This window comes from Candidatus Aegiribacteria sp., from assembly GCA_021108005.1.
Taxonomy (GTDB): Bacteria; Fermentibacterota; Fermentibacteria; order Fermentibacterales; family JCC-6; genus Aegiribacteria.
Genome location: JAIORS010000017.1, coordinates 1 through 19,472 on the forward strand (window position 1 = coordinate 1; position 19,472 = coordinate 19,472).

Below are 19,472 nucleotides of genomic sequence, written 5' to 3' on the forward strand. Positions count from 1 at the left end.
CGTAATATAATAAAACAAGGCGCAAGTCCACAAATATCAGTTTATCCTGGGCACTCTGCCCAGAATTATAACGGAGATGCCGGAACCTGCTGCAAGCCCGGTAACCAGTCTTACGAAGTTGCAGCTCTCGTAAGATGAATGGAATTGCAGCAGACCATCAGCAATAAGAGGCAGCAGTAGAGGAAAGCCAGTCCAGAACGGAATTTTACGTATATGTGAATACATCAGAGCAACCCCGGCAGCAAGACCCAGCCAGAATGCCGTACACCTTGCGCACAGGCCGGATATTCCCCAGGGCAGTGTCAAACAACTTGAAGTCAGTCTATGGCAGGTTGCAGATAGAACCGGATCAATGAAATCCCCGCTGTCGCCCATGACAGGCCGGGCAATTGAAAACAGAAACATCAGGCCTGCAGGAACTCCCAAGAGAATAGCAAGTATAAGCCTGCCCTTTTTCCAGCTGTTGTTCATACCATACCTGACCTGCTCAGCGGAGTTCTATCTGGGTTCTTCTATCCAGATTATCCTTGTCCGGTTATCCGCTTCTATCTCCCCCAGCTCCGCAATGTATCCTGTAACCGCTTCCATGAGACTAACATTTGCGGGAACCGCATCATGTTCAAGCATTATATCGTAGCCTACATTGCCCTGGGCGAGATATCCGCTCGTTACGAATCTGTAGGTTCTTTCAAGGTCAAGCGGTTCTCCGTTTATCAGCAAATTCTCGATTTTTTCACCATCGGGCATCGCCTGATTGCGCTCCGCGGTAAGACCGCCTATTTCCATATCGCGGCGGCGCCCCTGCATACCTGTTTCAAGTATGGCCTTCAGTTCGGCCCCGGTAACCTCCATGACAAACAGATCCTCTTCAAAGGGTATCGCCTGGTAAACAACTCTTGGAGTTATGGAACCTCTGGGAATCGCAGCCCTTATGCCGCCGCGGTTCATGAGGGCGACATCGGCATCTGTGCTCCAGAGCATCGCATCGGCAATAAGTCTGCCAAGAGGATGCTCAGCATTTCCTCTTGATATCTGTTCGGTTGCCTCACCTATCACCTGGTCCATTCCAGCTTCAGCAACGGATCTGAAACCCTCTATCATCTCGGCTATCGCAGGATCAGGCCAGAATTCATCGTGAAGAAGACTTACATATTCCTCTCCCTCGGGAAGATCGTAACCGACAAGAGTTTTCGTGTCGGTATCTATCTTCAGACGAATGCGGCCTATTCCCGTCCCGTTGGCGTATCCCTGAACCACAAGGGTATGGTTTATCGGGTTCACCCAGGGTTCTGCAAATCCCAGGTGAGTATGGCCGGATACTATCAGATCTATCCCCGGAACAAGGCACGTAAGTTCCGCGTGATTCATGCAGAAATCTTTCGTATACTCCTCACCTGCGTTCCATGCTTCGTAAACCCTTTCAAGGTATTTGTCCGGGTCCCCCGGCTGCCCGAGATGGGAGACCAGTACAATGATGTCGGCTCCCTGTTCCTCAACCTCCACTATGTATCTTTGTGTGCATTCCACTTCGTTCAGGAAGATATAGCTGCCGAGAAGCTCAGGAGTGACAAGCCCGTAAGTATCGGTTGTGACCAGTCCTATGAAAGCCACTTTGACGCCTTCGTAATCAATGATCTCGTAGGGAATGACCGGATAGGGAATTTCCCCGGTGGCCGAGTCAACGAAATTCGCGCAGATAACCGGGAAATCAGCCTGCTCACTAAGTTCGATGGCATTCTGGACTCCATCGTCAAAATCATGGTTGCCGAGGGTTATCATGTCGTAACTCGTAGCGTTCATCCATTCAATTATGAATTCTCCGGTCCCATAATTCCCGGTAGGTGTTCCCTGGTAGATATCTCCCGCATCTATCAGAAGGCAGTATTCGCCATTTTCCCTGCACTCCTCCCTTACTTCATCAACGTAAGCGCTTATGTATGCGCCTCCTCCGATCATGGGGGGAAAGTCGGGATTCATGAAAGTAGCCTCCCTTGGCACTATTCCTCCGTGTATATCGTTCGTATGCAGGATATTCAGATATACAGTATCCGCGCCTGAGGTAAATACAAGGACAAGCAATAGTATCGGTAGCAGTATTTTCACTTTATCCTCCCGCCTACAGGTCAAATACACGGCTGATGGAGAACATCACCCTGGTGTCGGTTTCCTCAACCGTCAGGCTGTCTCCCGAAACGAAGGAGGGCAGTCCTGATATTTCGGTCTGTTTCCATCTGTCAGGAGAAAAACTGGCTCCCAGGTCAAGGTTCCATTCACCAATGTTAAAGCCCATTCCCGCCGTAAAACTCATCCTGTCAAGGGCGCTTGAAACGGGTGAACGATCGTAGCCGAAGCCGAACCTTGCAACCGGTCCTCCAGGCAGTGTATTCTCAACTCCCGCATTTACTCCCCAGGAGTTCTTCAAACCAAGGTTTTCACTTTCGAACTCAAGGGAACCGTCTGAACTCCAGTAGAAATTCCCGATAAACCTCGATCTCAGTCTGTTTCCCGGAATGTAGATCGAACCAAGTCTGAGAGTCATCGGCATATCAAGGTCGTAATCCGATTCTGAAAGTACATTCCATGTTATTGCGTCACCGTCTGTTTCCGGAGAAACGGAAAGAGACATGGGATACTCGAGGGCCGCGCTGACAAAGACCCTTCTGTCAGGAACAAAAAGTATCGAACCCCTTGTTACAATACCGCTTACCGATTCCCTGCGGTGGGCTCGGGTACTGTCAAGCGTTGGATCGACATGTGATACTTCCCATGTGACATCCCTCGAACCGGTAACGTAGCCTCCGGCCAGTCCGAAGGAAAAAACCTCCGAAGGGATGAATGATACAGCCAGGTCGAATTCGTTATTCAAACCCGATATATCCAGTTTTTCCTGTCCTATTTTCACATAGGCCGCATCTCTGACCGTACGCTCGTAACTGTACCCGTACACCGAGGGAACTCTCCAGCCTGCGGCAAATGCAAGAGATTCCGGAAAACCATCAATACCCCGTACAGCAACAGCCGCGCCGCCGGGGAAGAAGCTTATACCCTTGTTGAAAGCTATTTCTGATTCGCCTATGGAACTTTCGAACTGATCGTAGACCAGTCTTGTGCGTTTCTCTACAGAGAAGTCCATCCCCGCTGAAAATTCGACCTGAAGCCCATGGTCCGCAATCCCCAGAAGAGCTGGATTCTCAAGTATTCCAAGGGCGGAGACCTCCATGAAACCGCAATCACCCATACCGAGTGATACGGCTGAAGAGGAACCCACCGGGTCACCGAGCCACATTACTTCGGGAAGCCCGGCCGAAACTGTCATTAGTAGCGATACTATTCCTGCTGCAATAATGCTCATTCTTCCTCCACCCTACCAGCGGAAATCAAGCTGACATCTGATGCCATATTCTGTTACATGATCGCTGAAATCCCTCACCGGGCTGTTCGGGTCACCCTCGTAGTAGAAGCTGTCATCGGGATCGGGCCTGTACAGATCAGTTCGGGGATAAAATGTGTCTTTTCTCAGTACTCTAAGTCGAAGCTGAAGGTTGTCTGACAGATTGTTTTTCATGGTTACGTAGAATTTTGTTCCGTCACCGTCAAGGAAATCAATGCCAGTGTCCTCGAATTCCCACTGGCTCATTCCGTCGGTGGACCAGAGGGTTGATCCCCCCAGCACAGACAGGTTCTCGCTGAAATTGTGCTCCCATCTGGCAGCGATATAGCCACCTGACATCAATCTGTCATCACCGTACCGGGGATTAGGCGTAAGCTCAACCATCCCGACCCGCAGTTGCACATCGAAGTAATCGTGATTTGTAGGCAGGAAGAAGGTCCTGAAGGTGTATTCAGTAGTACGTGATGTTGTTGGGATAACATCATGCATTTTGGTTTTTTCCTGATATTTGCATTTAAGCCTGAATCTTATCGGAAAGTCCGGTCTGTATTCAAGCTCACCCTGGAACCTGTAGTTATCAAAATTCCATGGTATGGAGCGCCAGAGATCAAGATAAACCTTTGTGAAAGTAATACTCCTGCTTATCTGGAAACGGCTTTCGATGTAAAGACCCTCTTCAGGTTTTGGAGTTGGCCACTCCGCGAGCTGCGATGAAAGGGGGTCGTTCAGATAGTAAGGCTTTTCGAAAACGGTATCATCGAACCTCAGCTGTTCTGTGAAACCGCGATTGTATGGGTTGCTGTATCCCAGGTCGTAGTGTCTCCAGATACCGAGAAGATAAAAGTAATCGTTCTGCCATCTGCCCCTTGCGAGCATGGCTGAGGTTTCGTTGTCCTGGCGGACGTATTCCCCTTCCAGGCTCATATTATCAATAATCGTCTGGGCGGAGATACCGATGAATGAGGAAGACTTCCCCGCTGTCAGAATATCGTACTCGGGACAGTCCCAGTTCTGGGCGTCTCCGGGAATTTCCATTCCCGCGGGATCGGGTACAATGGAATCGCTGTAGGTGATATTCATGCCTCCCAGACCCAGTGCGGTGCCCCAGGGGAGAAACCCTCCGAAATCGTAAAAGCCATATCCTCCGTAGGTGGTTTCCCTAACGACATCCGCATATATGGACGTTCTCGCAGCGGACATGACAAGTACATTGGGAGTTCCGTCGATGCTTCTCAGAGCGTCCCTGCCCGAGCTCGAAAAGAAACCGTAACCGAGGAAAGGACCAGTCTGCACTTCGACAGCCCCTCCAATAAGTGCAAACTGACGTGTGGAAGTAAGATCGGGGTACAGTCCCCATGTTCGGTAAGTTGACCTGTACATAAGTTCGTCGGAGTTATCTATCATGAGTCCCTGGCCGAGAGATATGTTGTAATTGCCCAGTACAACCTGATTTACAACTCCGATATTCTCCATAGAAGCAAAGCCCTTGGCTACGTCAAATCTATTGTTCAAATCTCCCAGCTCAAGATCCGACAACAGCCCGAATCCGGATGCGGAATTTCTCCCGCGGGAGAGCCTGGCGCCACCTCTGAACCTGTCACCCAGCCCCACGCGTATGCGGTGTTCCCAGCCGGTAACGTTAACCGCCTGCTGCAGTTCGCTGCTCTCGCTGTTCAGCCTTTCGAGCCAGGCGATACTGTCTGCGTCTGAATACCCTCTTCCGCCATCTTCGATATCGTATCTTGCTGAGTGAAGGTCACTGAGCATCATGCTCAGTCCCTCTTCATCGTCATCCCTGCCGTCACCACCATTGATGACCATCCTGTAGCTTCCGAAAAACTCCATGGAACTCAGATCAAGTTCGCGGACGGATACGTAATCTCTCATGTTTCTGTACCCGTAGTAAGTAAGGTTGTCGACGTTTCGCAATGAGTATACGCCTGAAACCGGACCAAGGATTTTCAGCCTGTTCTCAACCGCTGCAGCATCAATAAGGCTGACCCTGTCAAGGCTGCGAAGCTGCCATGATGTAGCGGTATTTATTGGAATGGGGCGAAGAAGGTAGTTCTCCCACATGTCCACTGCGGCGTCACCTGGTCCATCTTCAGCCGCAAGCCTTTCCATGATGCTGATTACATTCGGGGGAACCCTCCCCTCAGAAGGGGGAACCACCACGCAGGTAGCCTTGAGGTACTCAAGTTCTTCTGCGCCGAATCCATGTATTTCCATGACATTGTAGATACTTATCAGTCCGCCTGTTTCGTAGATGTATGTATAGAGTTCGGATACCTGCTGTGAATCGAGCCCCTCAAGCTCCTGGAGTTCCTGCAGCGTTGCCGTGTTCAGATCGAACCCGCCAGGAACAACAAGACTCACGCAGGCAGCAAGTATCAGGCTAGAAATCATAAGTCACCCCGAACTGGTGCGTAAGATCGAGCTTTGGATGAGTAATGACAGCGTACTTGAGGGCGATACCACTGACGTAAGTATCCAAACCTCCAGAAATTGAGACCGGGTTGTTCTGAACTCCAGCAAGGATAGTAACAGGTCCGAGTGGAAGAGACTGGCCAACATGAATTCTCAAACCATTGAAATCACGGGAGAAGGTCAGAGCGGAAATCATTCCCGTGGCTGGTTCGTAACGCAGGCCTGCGTCAATTCTTCTTTTAAGGTATTCGCCGCTCTCACCAAGCCTTGCCTGGAATGGATTCCTTATCGAAGCGGCAATGAGCCAGCGCCTGTACATCCTTACCTGAAACCCCATATTCACCGCTATTGTGGTGGCGCTGCCGTATTCCGAAACTCCATCAGCAATTGATGCTCTGCATATCACGGGCTGCAACCCGAATGACATGTCATCCGTGAGCATTCCAGCCAGGGTAACTGCAGCCATCTGCTCGTTGTAAAGATCTCCCCCGAAGTAACGGAGATTTACACCCGCGTTCCATTTCCCGCTGAGTTGAAAAGCGCCGTCAATTCCATAGGTTCCAAAATCCATATTTGTGAACGGAAGCCTGCCGGAGACAGTTACCGTTCCGTTAGTTATTCCCGCTATTGCAGCGGGGTTGAAAAGGGCCATATCGGCTCCGAATAAAACAACACCGGTTCCACCCATAGCCTGAGAGGTCAGTCCTATCTCAAGTTCTTCAAATGCCGCTATTGACTGCCCTGCCAGAATCAGAAGGGCAAAGAATAGTACTGATGATTTCATTCGCATCATTGCCACCTCAATTCAGGGGAGCCGCTATGACAACGGTCTCAGTTGTTGTAAAACGCTTACCTTCGGAATCAACACCCTCTAGAAGAACTAAATAGGGTCCTATAGGAAGAGTTACACTTGAATCGTCCTTCCCGTTCCACTGCACAACGTCACCTGCGTGACGGGAATCGGCAAGACACCTGACATCCCTGCCCGATCTGTCGAAAACAGTAACGGTAAATCTCATATCGGACGGACCCCCGTACTCAATGTTCAGGGTCTCACCAAGAGAAGGAGCAAACGGGTTATCGGTAAGTACTGCAAGATGAAAACCATCCGAGATCGTTGGCTCATAAACCTGTATATCTGACTGATACCTGGGAAGCAGCTGATAACCGCTGTCGTATGGCGGTTCGGAATCGTACTGGCCTCCAATGCCCTTCAGGAACAGGCGCGTTCCAGCCGAAATGCTCGAAATAGTTATGCCGGTTGATTCGTTTACACGAACGGCAATGGCGATCTGTCCATTCCAAACCTCAAAATTGTATCCTCCACCTGCAGATTCAGGACTGTTGGCAACGGTTACCCACTGCTCCTGAGCACTGTTTCCAAGCGCAAGCAGAAGGCCCTCAATCCCCTCACTGATACCCTGATTTAAACCAAGCTGAAGTGGCTGGGGAACCCCCGGGTTATCGATGTAAACGAAATCCGATGGATCCGAAGGAGATAGCTCTACAAGTCCGTTGTACTGCTTGATCTCTCCGGTTATTCTCCATCGTTCTCCTGCTGTGATGGTACCGGGACTGGCCGAATCGTAAGCGTAAATATTAATTCCCGCAGTTTCGTCCTGAACGTAAAAACTTAAACCTGTCTCTGAGAAAAGAGTGCCCTCGCAGGTTGCGATTCCCTCAATGGTCATTATCTCTCCCAGATGATCGGGAATTCCGTCTCCGTTGAGGTCCTCTCTTGCTTCCTTGATAGTTACGGTCTGGGCTACAGCTAATCCAGTGATCAGGATTAATATCAGAACCGGGAAACTTCTTCTCATGGTCTCCCCTTTCATATATGTGTACTTTTCATTCAAGTTCGGATCCAAGCTCTGCATCTGCAAGATTTGCAGCCCTCTCCAGAGCTTCTTCTGCACTCATTCTTCCGTACAAAGCGATTTCTACCGCCTCGGAAAGAAACAGCCTGCCATCGTACCAGAATGTTCTCTGTGGCTCGAATTGAGCGTACTCTACCTGGAGCATTGCATCCTTCAGGCCGGTGCATTCCTGAAAACGCTCCTGCATTTCAGGATAAGCCATGGATGTTCTTGTGGCTGGAATATATCCTGTGGCAGCACTCCATCTCGCCTGCTGCCGTGGCTCAGTGAACCATTTAATGAACTCCCAGCCGGCTTCCACCTGAACGGAGTCGGATTTGAACAGGATCACATTGGTTCCCGCTATAATCACGGCCTGTTCCCTGTCAGAAGGAAGAGGAGCTATTCCCAGAGTAAAAACATCCTCTCCGCTCTCCTCCATTCTTTCCATATTTTTTCCCATGAAAGCCAGGGATACTGTAGATCCCTGTACGATACCGACGGTGCCGTCCGCGAAATCATTCTGGTGTGTGTAACCCGAGGATATTCTGGCAGATCTGTCTGTATGTATTATATCTATCAGCAGTTGCAGAGCATCTACTCCTTCCTGAGAAGAGAAGGCTGTTCTGGTGCTGTCACTGTTGAGAAGAGATCCTCCTCTCTGGAGAAGCAGGTTCTCGAACATGCCGACACTGGGGTTGAACGCGGTTCCCCATCGATCGCAATCATCCAGAAGATCACCATCGTTATTCCCGTCAACCGTAAGAGCGATCAGTACACTTCGGTAATCCTCCCAGGTTTCGGGAGGCTGCAGCTCAAGACTGTCCATCAATTCAACGTTGTAATAAAGAGCCTGCACGCTCTTATTGAAGGGGAAGCTGTAGATCCGGCCATCGTATGTGTTGTTACGCTGGAATACAGGGAAGAAATCGTTGTTCCATCGTTCTGCAATCTCCGCTGAATCAAGTTCCATGAGCGAATCGAGTGGAACAAGAGCATCGCCTCTTATCAGCTGTGAAGTCCAGGTTTCGTAGGCCTGGGCTACTACGGGGGTATCACCGGCCATTACACTGGCTAGAATTTTCTGGCAGAGTGCCCTGTAATTACCCATACTGACAGGAATGACTTCTATTCCAGGATGTGTTGAATTGAATTCGGTAATGAGAGTATCCTCAAGGTACTCCCCCAGTGGACCGCCCATCGCGTGCCAGAAAATAACCTGAACTTCTCCGCTGCTGCTACGCGGACTGTTCTGGCAGGCCAGTAGTAGAATCAGGAGAATGGGAAGAAAACTTCTGAGCAGATCATACCTCCTTGAATCAGATCAGAAAACACGGAGTAGTATACTATCAGAAGTATACTCTTACCAGATACGATTACTCGTATCAGTCTTTACTGCAGCATGAGCCGGAGGGACAACTGCCGGATTTGTCTCCACTCTTCGGTTTCGCATAGTCATTTGCGTGAAATCCAGCACCCTTGAAGATGATTCCGGAACCTGTTCCTATCATCCTCTCAACCCTGTTTCCACATTCCGGACACTTTCTTTCGGCGGTATCATTCATATTATGGAATTCTTCGAACCTGTGTCCGCAATTGCTGCATTTGTATTCGTAAGTAGGCATGTTTAACCCTTTCAGTCATTCTCTATCATAATAATCGCACCGGAAGGACATATGTCTCTGCACATCGCACAACCGGAGCAGCCCCGTCTGATATGAGCTCTTCCTTTCTTATCAACCCTTACCCTTCGGTAATAACAGATAGATTCGCAGTCTCCACATCCCCTGCACAACTCACGATTGACAATCGCTCTCCGCAGAGGTTCGGGCTTATAGAACAATCCCTTCCCGGGATAATTTTCGGCTTTTTGTCTGCGAAACAAAAATTCTGTTAACACACTCATTAAACACCTCATAGCCTAATACAGGCAAAAAACCTTCCAATCATCATACATTCGTTATTGCATTATTGTAAGCAACATACAATTTCATAGGAAGGTTTTTAATGTGTTTCTGCGTCAATCCGGCATATCAATTACTGTATCCTCAGGATTGGAGCCTTCATTGTTTATTTCCGATTCCTCGCTGCCAGCAATCCTGCTGACCTGGGAAGTTGTCACACCTTCCTTTAGCGCAACTATCAGGCCAATCAGTATTATCGGCACAAACTGGGTGGTATGGAACATCAGTGCCAGTATACGCGCATTTTCAGCAGTTATCCCGATGAGCCCTGGAAGAACAAGTACCAGGGCGCCATGCACAGTACCCGCTCCAGCGGGGGTGGGAATCATCATACCAAGCCCTGCAAGCACCAGAACAAGTAATGGATAGTACCACAGGATCTGCAGATGCATAGCCCAGAATACGGGAATCACCGATAAGATCAGTGAGCACCAGACACACAGGGAATACAGGCTTACGCGCAGGGTATCTCTCCAATCCCGGAGTATTTCAAGACCATGGGAGAAGGAGATTAGAAGTTTTTCAAATTTCACCGATAGTGATTTAAGCCTGACCCATCGGAGAGGGGCGGATATAATCCTGGCTGTCCCCTCTTTCCATTTTCGAAGGAATATTAGTGTCATAAGAATTATCAGATATAGCAGTCCGGCTGCAATCAGTCCCAGCCTTGTTGTGCTGTCAAGCTCACTCCAGAATACTGTAAGTACGATAAGGGTCATGGCTGCAAGTGTAAGTCCATCGAAAATTCTGGCAAGAACCACGGTCGCGAAGGAACTTGCTCTGGGCACGGATGTTCTTCTCGAAAGAAGCAGAGCTCTAAGTATCTCTCCAACTCTCCCGGGAAGAATTGAATTCACAAAAAATCCTATGATCAGAGGACCTGCAGCATCCTTTGTTGATACATCGCTGATGGGTGAAAGAAGAAACCGCCATCTGAATATTCTAAAAACATAGCTCAAAGAAAGAGGTACAAGCACAAGCAGAAGAACTTCCCATTGCATCTCTTTCAGAACCAATAACAAATATGTAGTATCTGTCTTCCTGTAGGTGAGATATAATGCAATTCCAGCAATGATAATACCTGGAACAACATGTTTCCATATACCGCCCTTTTTCAAATCAGCTGCTCAAAATCGGCCAGTGCTTTCTCGACAGCGTAGCAGATGGCATGGCCCGCTACAAGAAGAGCTTCCTGAATGTGGCTGGTTTCCTCGGATGTGATTTTGACACAAGCATCGGTCATGTCTACCAGTGCTCCCCCTCCCGCACCAGTAAAACCGATGGTTTGCATAGATCTTCTTCGCGCTGCCTTCACGGCTTTCAGCACGTTCTCCGAAGTACCGCTTGTGGTTATAGCTATCAAGACATCTCCCGGTTTACCCAGGGCTTCGATCTGTCTGGAAAATATCTCAGTAAAATCGTAATCGTTGGCTATCGCGGTTATTATCGCTGAATTAGCGGTGAGGGCAACAGCTGGTATGGCTTTTCTCTCCATACGAAACCTTCCTACGAGTTCACCTGCTAAATGTTGCGAATCAGCAGCACTGCCACCGTTTCCGCAGAAAAAAACGGTTCCGCCGTTTCGAACACATTCTATACATAGACCGGCCGCTTCTTCAACTACTGAACCGTCTACCGAATTTAGAACACATCCCGCTGATTCAATGTATTCATCTATATCAGACATTACTTATCCTCCAACTTTCTATCGCATCCCATACGGTGGGCAGTTGTACCCCCCTGGATGTAGTCAGTTCAGAATAGACAGGTCTCGGGGCATCAAGATAAAGGTCGGACCATGAGATCTCACCTACGATACCGCCTGCAAATTCAGTCAGTCTTTTGGCAGCTTCTGCCGGCGTCACTCCAGGCCTGTTGATAAGGTGATACACTCCGCTTCCATCATGAGTGACAATATCAACGATTGCTCTTGCAAGATCCGGCGCATATGTAAGACAGGCTACCTGATTTCCTACAGCCAGGACTTCGCCCGATTCTGAAAGAGATCTCCAGAGAAATGGGATCATCCCTCCTGTTGAGGAGTACATCCAGGATGTTCTGACAACAATATTTCCAGGATCCGCATCAAGTGCCTCAGCTTCCCCCAGCAGTTTACTCTCACCGTATACATTGGCAGGAGAGGTTTCATCATCTTCAAGAAAAGGTTTTGTCTGCCCTTTGAAACCTGTGAATACATGATCGGTGGAGATTGTTACCAGTCTTCTGCCTGTTCTCACTAGATTTGCCACGCCATCCTTGTGTACTTTCATAGCCAGTTCAGGTACCCTCTGGCACAGGTCCACATCCGCCACAGCAGCGCAATTGATAATCCACTTCGGATCAATTCTGTCGACAGCCGTCCTGACGGAATCAGTATCGGTAATATCCACCTCCGGCAGATCAGTTCCTACAGCATCCTTCCCCAGAAGATCGATCAATGCTCTCCCCAGTTGACCCGAGGCACCGGTAATAAGGAACTCAACTTTCATGATCTCTCTTATTTCTATTATACTTTTCGTAACAATTACGAATAGTGATGTTTCAGGTAAAACTCCACAGGCTCTGAGTATTCAATGAATGCAGAGACTCTCTTTCACCTGGAGAAGAAGATTTGTAGATTACGTAAAGGAACGGAATCCTTTCAAGTTCCTGGAACTATATGACAATTGGGGTACATAAGTAAATGGAGGGACACATGAAAAGCTCAATATATATCACTCGGATGATGTGGTTCGGTTGAGAACCGCTGCTCTATCTATCCTGCTCTTTCTGCTGGTACCTCTTTCTTCCTCTATGGCGGACGAAGACAGGGCGCTTGAAAAACTGATGAATATCGTCACTGCCCTGCAGGAGATCGGCGATGTAATGATTGGTGAACCGGTAACAGGAACAATTGCCCTGGGCGATACTACGGTTCTCCAGCTTACACTCAGTGATGAGTACATGTACAGTTTTTATGTCTGGTCCGATTCTTATTTCAACATAATGGAATTCTGGCTCTCCGATTCCCGTGGAGAAATTCATAGCATAGCCGACGGTGACAACGCTTCACTTGCAGCGTATCCGGACACCACGGGTAGGTGGACACTGAGCATACTCCTCCATGAGGGAGCATATTCCGATTCGGCTTCCTATGCTACGGCCGTTTTCAGGAGCAAACGGTATCTCTGAGAAAGAATCCTGTGTGAGGAACCAGTCATCTATAGAATAGCTGGGTAATAACATTCATCCAGGGAACTCAGTCAGCGTGTAATCTCCTTATGAGGTGTTATCTCTGTGATCTCTTTTAAAATATAGACTACGGGATACATCTCCGGGTTGTTTGTAAGGAATCGCGGAAAAAGCGATCTCAGTACCTACAGAACAGGGAACAACAAAATCGGATGAAGTCACATTCGAAAAGCATAATTACTTTTTCAAATTGTGCTTAAACAGGATATTTGTCAGTTTATTAGCTGTAAACGACTTTTGCAAGTGACCAGAAGTTACGTCCGACCCCGACCCCATTCGGCCTGAGGAAGGATCTTGAGTTCCTCGTGAGAGCCCTTCCTGCCTTTGAGGATTATTCTTTCAGCTGGTTTCCCAGCGGAACCCACAGGTTGAACCTCAACGGGATTTATACCGAAAGCCCTGCAACCAAGCAGAATTTCAGGAAGCAGGGAAGCTTTGTTGATTATCAGGAATTCGCCGCCCCGTACCAGCAGGTGAGCAGCTCCTCTTATAAACTGATACAGGAGCAGGTCTGATCCGGCCCGTGACCTGTCCCTTCTATTGTCAGGGCTGTTTCTGACAGAACCAAGCCTGCCGTAGGGAGGATTCATAATGACAGCATCCGCTATACATTCCGCGAAAGCAAAGGGTACCGTTTCAAGACTGCAGCATACCGCGGCAATGTCCACAGGAGTTCTCTGAAGATCTTTCGAGGCCAGCAGGAGTTTCAGGGGATAGTACCTGATATCGATGCCGATCCATCTGCATCCGGGATTAAGAGATGAGGAGTATATGGCGGCTCCTCCGCTGCCGCAACCGAGATCAACGATAACCGAGCCCGGTGAGATATGTAAAGAGGATGCAAGGAGAATGGTGTCGGTTGTTACCGGCGCTCCGGGATCCTGATAAACATCTATGCCCCCGGGCAGAACTACCTGCTCAATATTTTTCACAGCCGCCGAATCTATCTGTAGGTTACCTTCGCAACTCCCCATGTATAGAACTCTCCCGTATAGTCGTCCGGCCTGTAATCATTCCAGCGTTTCATCGACCATAATCCGTACGTATCTTCTACCATAAGGAACATGACCCGCCCCTTTGCCGGATGTCCCCATCCGCAGTAGTTGCTTCCGGCGGCGACGATCTCGTAATCCCTCCAGATCTCTGCGGAATCAACTGGCGCGACCGGGTCAGGCAGTGATGGCACAGTGTTCATAATAACGGAAAGAAGGCTGTCATCGGGCAGTCCTGTTACCTGAACCGCATTGTAAACGTTCATCATGGTATTCTGTTCAACCTCGTAATCCCAGTTACCGAAATCCCAGGAACCGCCGAATTCCGTCGTATCGGCTCCATCGGCTATGAACGTGTAGGATGAATCGCAACAGGCCATGGTCATGGAGACGGACCTGCCTTCCATAACATTCTCGAGGTTTATCACGACGGTTGAGGGAGCGTAGGGCTGTTGCCAGGGAATTTCTTCATCCGGATCCGGTGCAGCAGGATCCCTTGGATCGAAGAAAGAACACGAGACAACAACTGAAAGAGCTGAAACGAAAAGTACGAAAATGCGCTTCTTTGTCATTATTACCCCTGCCTAGAACTGGTAGTTAAGGCCGACTGAAGCCTTCCAGTAACTCTGTCGATCATCACGTGAATAGAATGAACGGGTCAGATTAAGAAAAAGCGTACCGTTATCCAGGTGCATTCTTGTTCTCAAGCCCACGTGATGTATGTGCTCAACCAGGGAGGGAAGTGACTGAGAAAGGTAGTTCCTCTTCTGATATTCCCATGCGTAGCTCGGAGTAAGACCGACGCTGCCTCCCACATGAAAACCAAGATTGACCTGGATTGTGTTGCCGATAACTTCTTCGGCTCTTCGGAAAACGGCGCTTTCGTAGCTGCCCTGATCCTGGAATCGGAAACTGTGAGAAAGACCCAGCGTTGTACTATCCTGGGAAACCCTCTGAAAAGAACTCCGTGCAGTTATTCTTCTGAATAGAATATCGGATCCTGTTGAAGAGTATTCAGGAAACAGGAGCGTCGTATAGTCAGCAGTGACCTGAACCGTTTCCTGAAGTGTCCAGTCGCTGCCGGCATCGTATTTGATACCAGGTTCGATACTGTAAGTGGAAGATCTCTTGCTGTTTCCTGACTGCTCTGACATAAGGTAAACAGTCTCCCTGCTCTGACCCTGAACGGTCGCGTTTAATAAGACCCGGCTATTCAGAGGTATCTGCGCGCTGACGGAAAGAACCTCTCTCAGCTGATCATAATCGTAATTATCCTTGTGTTCGATACCCCAGACATCTTCCCATGTTCCGTACGTATCGCGCTTCAGCAGCTGAATGGTCCTGTAAAACGAGATTCTGCTTTCTCCCGGATTGTAATCAAGACTGGCCGTAAACGACCTGTCATCATCTATGTAGTATGTATTAAACAGCGTCGATACTCCCGTTGCGGTTCTCTTCTGATCAATACGGAGAAGGTCTCTGGACAGGTTCATATTGAGGTTCAGGTTATCAAGTATTTCATATCTTACCGAGGAAGAAATATTCCTCTGTCTCTGCTGTCTATCCAGAACATCTCCATCACTGCTTCCGGAATCCGGTTCTGCATATTCGTAGTACCTGTCTGAGTAATCCCATCCGGTTGAGACCTCCATGGATATCCTGTCAAAGGGGATGGGAACAACCAGGGACAGACTACTGGACCAGTCATCCTGCCTCTGTGTTCTGTTGGAATCATTGTACGTTGTGAATAGCTTTGATGCCCTGATCTGCGCATCAAGACTTCCCCCCCGGTAAATCATGGGAAAATCATAGCTCATTCTGATGGAAAGATTATCGTTTCCGCTATTCTTCTGATACCCAAGGGTTCTGTGTTCCCCGAAGGAGACGCTTCCGTTCATCCCGGAGAAAACTGCCCTGTTTATGGATATATCAACGTTCCTCACGCCACCCTGGTCGTGACCTGTTATCGTGCTGTCACCGGAAGGATCCATATAATCAATGAAGTGGGCTCCGAGCCCTACGTTTACGGACAGCCAGGATAACTGCGAATAACGAATCTGCCCCGAAGTGGTGTTACTTAGCCTGTCCCTTATAAGTTCATCGTTCTTCTCTTCCGAGCTGATGGACCTTGAAAGGTTTACTCCCAGTTCGATACCGCGGGCAGGAGTGAACGCCAGGCTGGCAGTTCCGTTCCTTCCGTCTATGAACCTGTTAAGATCCCTGTTCTTCTCAGCGATAAAGGTAGCGTCCGCGTTAAGGGTTATTCTTGATTCCAGCTGCTGACTGAGCGACAGGGAATTCATAAGAGAACTCTTATCCTTTATCTGGTCAAGTGAAATGTCGTAACCGATTGAAACCGCTTCCAGGCATGCAAACAGGAGTGACATCACCAACAGGGATATTTTCACTGTATAACCTCCGCCATCCTTACGAACTTTTCGGGAGGCAGCTGTTCAGCCCTCAGCCCGGGGTCTACCCCGGCCATCTCAAGAAGTTTCAGAGCTTCCTCTTTTCCCAGCAACGCTTTGAGGTTATTCTGAATGGTTTTTCTCCTCATTGAGAATGATACTTTCACGATTCTTCTGAATCTACCGTACAATTCATCAGGAACCAATGGGAGAAGTACGTTCATCTTGTTTTTAAACGTATCTTATTCCGTTTCAGATCTCTTCGATCTGCTCGGAAAAGGTTTCCACTCTCAGAAGCCCTGACCGGTCAGGAATGAAGGGCTCTATATCCCGCATCAGGGACGTTATCGGAACCGATCGGATTCTGTCGTTAAGCCTCTCTCTTAGCTCGGTTCTATATCTGATGCCGCTGTGCTTCTCCAGGTAGGAATAATCGGGAGTCGTCTGACCAAGAAGCCATGAGGCATCGTAAATGTCTCTACCCATGAGCCGCTTTCGCGTCAGGATTGCATACAGCTTCTGTGAGAGAAGAACTGCAGGCGGGGTCACGGGAATCTTCGCTATAACGTCCAGTCTATTAAGTAACCTGATTGAAGGCTGGCACTCATATTCCTGAGGGAAGGCGTCTATCTTGATCATCATAAGTTCATCCGGGTGCCCGGTAAGTTCCCACTTCTGAAGTATCTCCGGGAAACGGAGTCTGACGGAGAACGCCCTGCTGCTGCGCAGATTGGCCCTGCACTCCACGTCCTCCAGCGAGAACCTTCGGACCACGTACTTGCCAAGCCCGGAGAAGTCCCCGGCAGTCAGACCGCGGTTGTCGAAATCCAGATCCTCGGAGAATCTGTTACATCCGTGGAAGATGTGTATTGCCGTTCCTCCCATGAATACCAGATCAGAGCCGAAGACCGATTCGTACACATACTGCAGCGCCTTGTACTGCAGGTATTCCCGCAGCATTGATCTTCTGAAGAGTGATGGGAGATCACTGAAAAATTCGTAGACCAGCTGTCTATTAAGCAAGTCCCACTCTCCCCGCCAGAATCGATACTCTTTTTAACAGAGTCCTGCTTCCGAATAGATCAGCGAACCGCATCAATCTTTCTCTGGAGAGCAGCTCAAGCGCAACCTGATCATCGATCCTGATTTCTTCGATATCTTCCTTTGTTCTTATGGATGGTTCCAGATAAAGAAGGTCGACTATGGCCTTCTCCGGACTGGCTATGATGAAGCCAAACTCGTTCGACAGGACAACATCGTACCCCGAGTACGCTGCAGGCTTGATGGTTCTATATATCAACCTGCCGAAAGGTGTTTCTATCCTTCTGGTCTTCCTTGTGCTGACGGATGTGACAGCAGTGACTGTCTCCGGTATAAGACCGTAAATGGAAAGAGCACTCTGAAGCGAGATGTACGAAGGGCAGTAAACCCGGTTCGCTGCAGCCATCAGTCTGGACTCAGTCATCTTCTCACCTGAAAAGAAGTAGAAACCTCTGGCCACTCGAATAACCTTATCACCAGTATGCCAGAGCGAAAGGTACTGCTGCCTGAAATCCGGCTCAAGTATCCGCAAATCCCGAAGAGAGAACACGGGCAGGTCTGCCATCTGATTCCTGGCTGTAGATAACTTCATATCATTTCCTTTCCACATAGATATATATGTTAAATAGAAATGAAATACAACTACCCAGGTGCCGAAAATGAAAGTGCCGCTTGAGTCGAGTACCCCGTGGGGCCTCCCCTCATTTTATGCGCAGCCCTCGTGGCACACACTTATATGTGAATTCTGTGCGGACTGCATTCCCTGGAAGGAATTGTGTTCCTAAAAACGAGGTTGCTTAGAGGGCTGACCCCATGCATTATCACAGCTTCACGAACCTCACCGAAGCTGACCTCTCTTCAACAACCCCTCGAATGATATATGTACCGGTGGGAGCTTCACCCCCGGAGGAATCATGACCGTCCCAGACAAAAGTATTACCATTTATTTCGGTTAGCTCCCGTACGAGTTTACCCGAAAGATCGTATACAAGAAGCTCAACATCTTCCGAATAAATAGAGGGTACTTCAATGGATACCCCTCCACCTGAAGGGTTGGGAACAGCGGTGATCACGAACTCCGTAGTAGTCTCACCGCCTTCGATTCCAAGGTTGCTCCAGTAGAAACGCACTTCATCGAGAATCGGTGTTCCGAAACGGCCTTCACCAGTCATACCCACCCGGTACTGAATGTACCTGTAGGTACTGTCAATGTGACCCGCAAGGATCCCCGGCTCGAATATGGTATCGCACCAGGCTCCCATGTTCTCCCAGTCGTTGGAACCCCTGGCCTGGAAGAACATATCCGTTCCGGCAGGTTCTTCAGAGATCCAGGATATGCTGTCCCATTGGGCGTAACCGCTTAATTTGAGTATGGAGGACTCAAGCCATCCTGATGAATAACCGCAGATCTCGTGCCAGGATACTTCAACACCGTCTGTGGCACCCGCGAGAATATCCGTAAAACCGTCACCGTTGAAATCGGCAACATCAACATCCTCGAACCACCAGCCTGAGTAAATAAGGTATGCCGCCCACTCAAGACCGGTTCCATCCATGTTCCTGTAAAGGAAGAGCTGATTGTCTTCCCATACCGCTACAAGAATGTCAACAAATCCGTCATCGGTTAGATCGGAGGCATGTACACCGCGGTTCTGATCAAGATTGGTCGCAAGAAGATGTTCCTCCCAGGTGCCACAGGTATCATCAAGGTTCTCGAACCAGGATAGATAGATGTGAAATGTGCCACATGCCACTACATCCAGGTCACCATCACCATCCATATCAGCTGCATGTACCGATCTTGCGTCGTCCAGGATGTAATTAATCCGGGTAAGCTCCCAGTCAGTACCCACACCGTCGATATTCTCCCAGAACTGAAGACCAGCAGATGAATGCCTGCATGCGCTGAGAATATCCATATCCCCGTCCTGGTCCAGGTCAACAGGGAACAGCTCCCACCCGTCCTTGCTGCTGCTTGAAACCACATGCTTCTCCCACATGGAATCGGGTGGTGTCGTGGAACTCTCCCACCAGGCGATCTGATGAGGGGTTACAGTTGATGGAGCAACTACTTCAAGCGTATCATTGTTATCAATATCCGCACAACATACAAAATTCGGGCTGCCATACTGATCATCAACGTAAAACCTTGTCCAGCTGTC

The 19,472-nt window shown here is 49.0% G+C and carries 19 protein-coding genes; 1 reads left to right on the plus strand and 18 read right to left on the minus strand.

Annotated elements, in window-relative coordinates; translation table 11 throughout:
* Positions 1–36: 36 nt before the first annotated feature.
* From K8S15_01180 to K8S15_01230, 11 genes are all read right to left on the minus strand, one after another.
* Entirely contained in the window at positions 37–471 is a 435-nt protein-coding gene (locus K8S15_01180; protein ID MCD4774646.1) for a DUF2085 domain-containing protein, read from the minus strand.
* Positions 472–498: 27 nt separating this feature from the next.
* On the minus strand, positions 499–2,103 hold the full coding sequence (locus K8S15_01185; GenBank protein MCD4774647.1) for a bifunctional metallophosphatase/5'-nucleotidase: 1,605 nt from the start codon (positions 2,101–2,103) through the stop codon (positions 499–501).
* 13 nt (positions 2,104–2,116) lie between these two features.
* On the minus strand, positions 2,117–3,352 hold the full coding sequence (locus K8S15_01190) for a hypothetical protein (protein ID MCD4774648.1): 1,236 nt from the start codon (positions 3,350–3,352) through the stop codon (positions 2,117–2,119).
* Positions 3,353–3,364: 12 nt separating this feature from the next.
* Complete coding sequence (locus tag K8S15_01195) at positions 3,365–5,797, minus strand: helix-hairpin-helix domain-containing protein (protein MCD4774649.1); 2,433 nt, start codon at positions 5,795–5,797, stop codon at positions 3,365–3,367.
* The gene (locus tag K8S15_01200; protein ID MCD4774650.1) at positions 5,787–6,602 is read right to left on the minus strand and encodes a hypothetical protein; all 816 of its coding nucleotides are present in this window, start codon (positions 6,600–6,602) and stop codon (positions 5,787–5,789) included. The genes K8S15_01195 and K8S15_01200 overlap by 11 nt, the downstream gene beginning before the upstream one ends.
* A 16-nt stretch (positions 6,603–6,618) precedes the next feature.
* Entirely contained in the window at positions 6,619–7,638 is a 1,020-nt protein-coding gene (locus tag K8S15_01205) for a hypothetical protein (GenBank protein MCD4774651.1), read from the minus strand.
* Between the two features lie 28 nt (positions 7,639–7,666).
* Positions 7,667–8,875 (minus strand): ABC transporter substrate-binding protein, encoded by a 1,209-nt coding sequence (locus K8S15_01210; protein ID MCD4774652.1) that lies wholly within the window; start codon positions 8,873–8,875, stop codon positions 7,667–7,669.
* A gap of 184 nt (positions 8,876–9,059) precedes the next feature.
* On the minus strand, positions 9,060–9,299 hold the full coding sequence (locus tag K8S15_01215; GenBank protein ID MCD4774653.1) for a zinc ribbon domain-containing protein: 240 nt from the start codon (positions 9,297–9,299) through the stop codon (positions 9,060–9,062).
* Positions 9,300–9,694: 395 nt separating this feature from the next.
* Positions 9,695–10,756, minus strand: a complete 1,062-nt coding sequence (locus K8S15_01220) for a flippase-like domain-containing protein (GenBank protein ID MCD4774654.1) — start codon at positions 10,754–10,756, stop codon at positions 9,695–9,697.
* Positions 10,753–11,325, minus strand: a complete 573-nt coding sequence (locus K8S15_01225; protein MCD4774655.1) for an SIS domain-containing protein — start codon at positions 11,323–11,325, stop codon at positions 10,753–10,755. Before K8S15_01225 ends, K8S15_01220 begins: the two co-directional genes overlap by 4 nt.
* Positions 11,318–12,127: an NAD(P)-dependent oxidoreductase gene (locus K8S15_01230; GenBank protein ID MCD4774656.1), complete on the minus strand. Its 810-nt coding sequence runs from the start codon at positions 12,125–12,127 to the stop codon at positions 11,318–11,320. Before K8S15_01230 ends, K8S15_01225 begins: the two co-directional genes overlap by 8 nt.
* A gap of 247 nt (positions 12,128–12,374) precedes the next feature.
* On the opposite strand from K8S15_01230, the gene K8S15_01235 reads away from it, so the two are divergent.
* Positions 12,375–12,809: a hypothetical protein gene (locus K8S15_01235; protein ID MCD4774657.1), complete on the plus strand. Its 435-nt coding sequence runs from the start codon at positions 12,375–12,377 to the stop codon at positions 12,807–12,809.
* A 314-nt stretch (positions 12,810–13,123) separates the two neighbouring features.
* On the opposite strand, the gene K8S15_01240 is transcribed toward K8S15_01235, so the two are convergent.
* From K8S15_01240 to K8S15_01270, 7 genes are all read right to left on the minus strand, one after another.
* Positions 13,124–13,843, minus strand: coding sequence for a methyltransferase (locus K8S15_01240; GenBank protein MCD4774658.1), 720 nt, complete (start codon positions 13,841–13,843; stop codon positions 13,124–13,126).
* Positions 13,813–14,433, minus strand: coding sequence for a hypothetical protein (locus tag K8S15_01245; protein MCD4774659.1), 621 nt, complete (start codon positions 14,431–14,433; stop codon positions 13,813–13,815). The genes K8S15_01240 and K8S15_01245 overlap by 31 nt, the downstream gene beginning before the upstream one ends.
* A gap of 12 nt (positions 14,434–14,445) precedes the next feature.
* Positions 14,446–16,269 carry a hypothetical protein gene (locus K8S15_01250; protein MCD4774660.1) on the minus strand — a complete coding sequence of 608 codons (1,824 nt, stop codon included), beginning with the start codon at positions 16,267–16,269 and terminating at the stop codon, positions 14,446–14,448.
* Entirely contained in the window at positions 16,266–16,436 is a 171-nt protein-coding gene (locus tag K8S15_01255; GenBank protein ID MCD4774661.1) for a hypothetical protein, read from the minus strand. The genes K8S15_01250 and K8S15_01255 overlap by 4 nt, the downstream gene beginning before the upstream one ends.
* A gap of 85 nt (positions 16,437–16,521) precedes the next feature.
* Positions 16,522–17,292: a nucleotidyl transferase AbiEii/AbiGii toxin family protein gene (locus tag K8S15_01260; protein MCD4774662.1), complete on the minus strand. Its 771-nt coding sequence runs from the start codon at positions 17,290–17,292 to the stop codon at positions 16,522–16,524.
* Entirely contained in the window at positions 17,285–17,902 is a 618-nt protein-coding gene (locus tag K8S15_01265) for a hypothetical protein (GenBank protein ID MCD4774663.1), read from the minus strand. The genes K8S15_01260 and K8S15_01265 overlap by 8 nt, the downstream gene beginning before the upstream one ends.
* 229 nt (positions 17,903–18,131) lie before the next feature.
* Positions 18,132–19,472, minus strand: a 1,341-nt coding sequence (locus tag K8S15_01270; protein ID MCD4774664.1) for a T9SS type A sorting domain-containing protein, incomplete at its 5' end; no start/stop codon positions are given.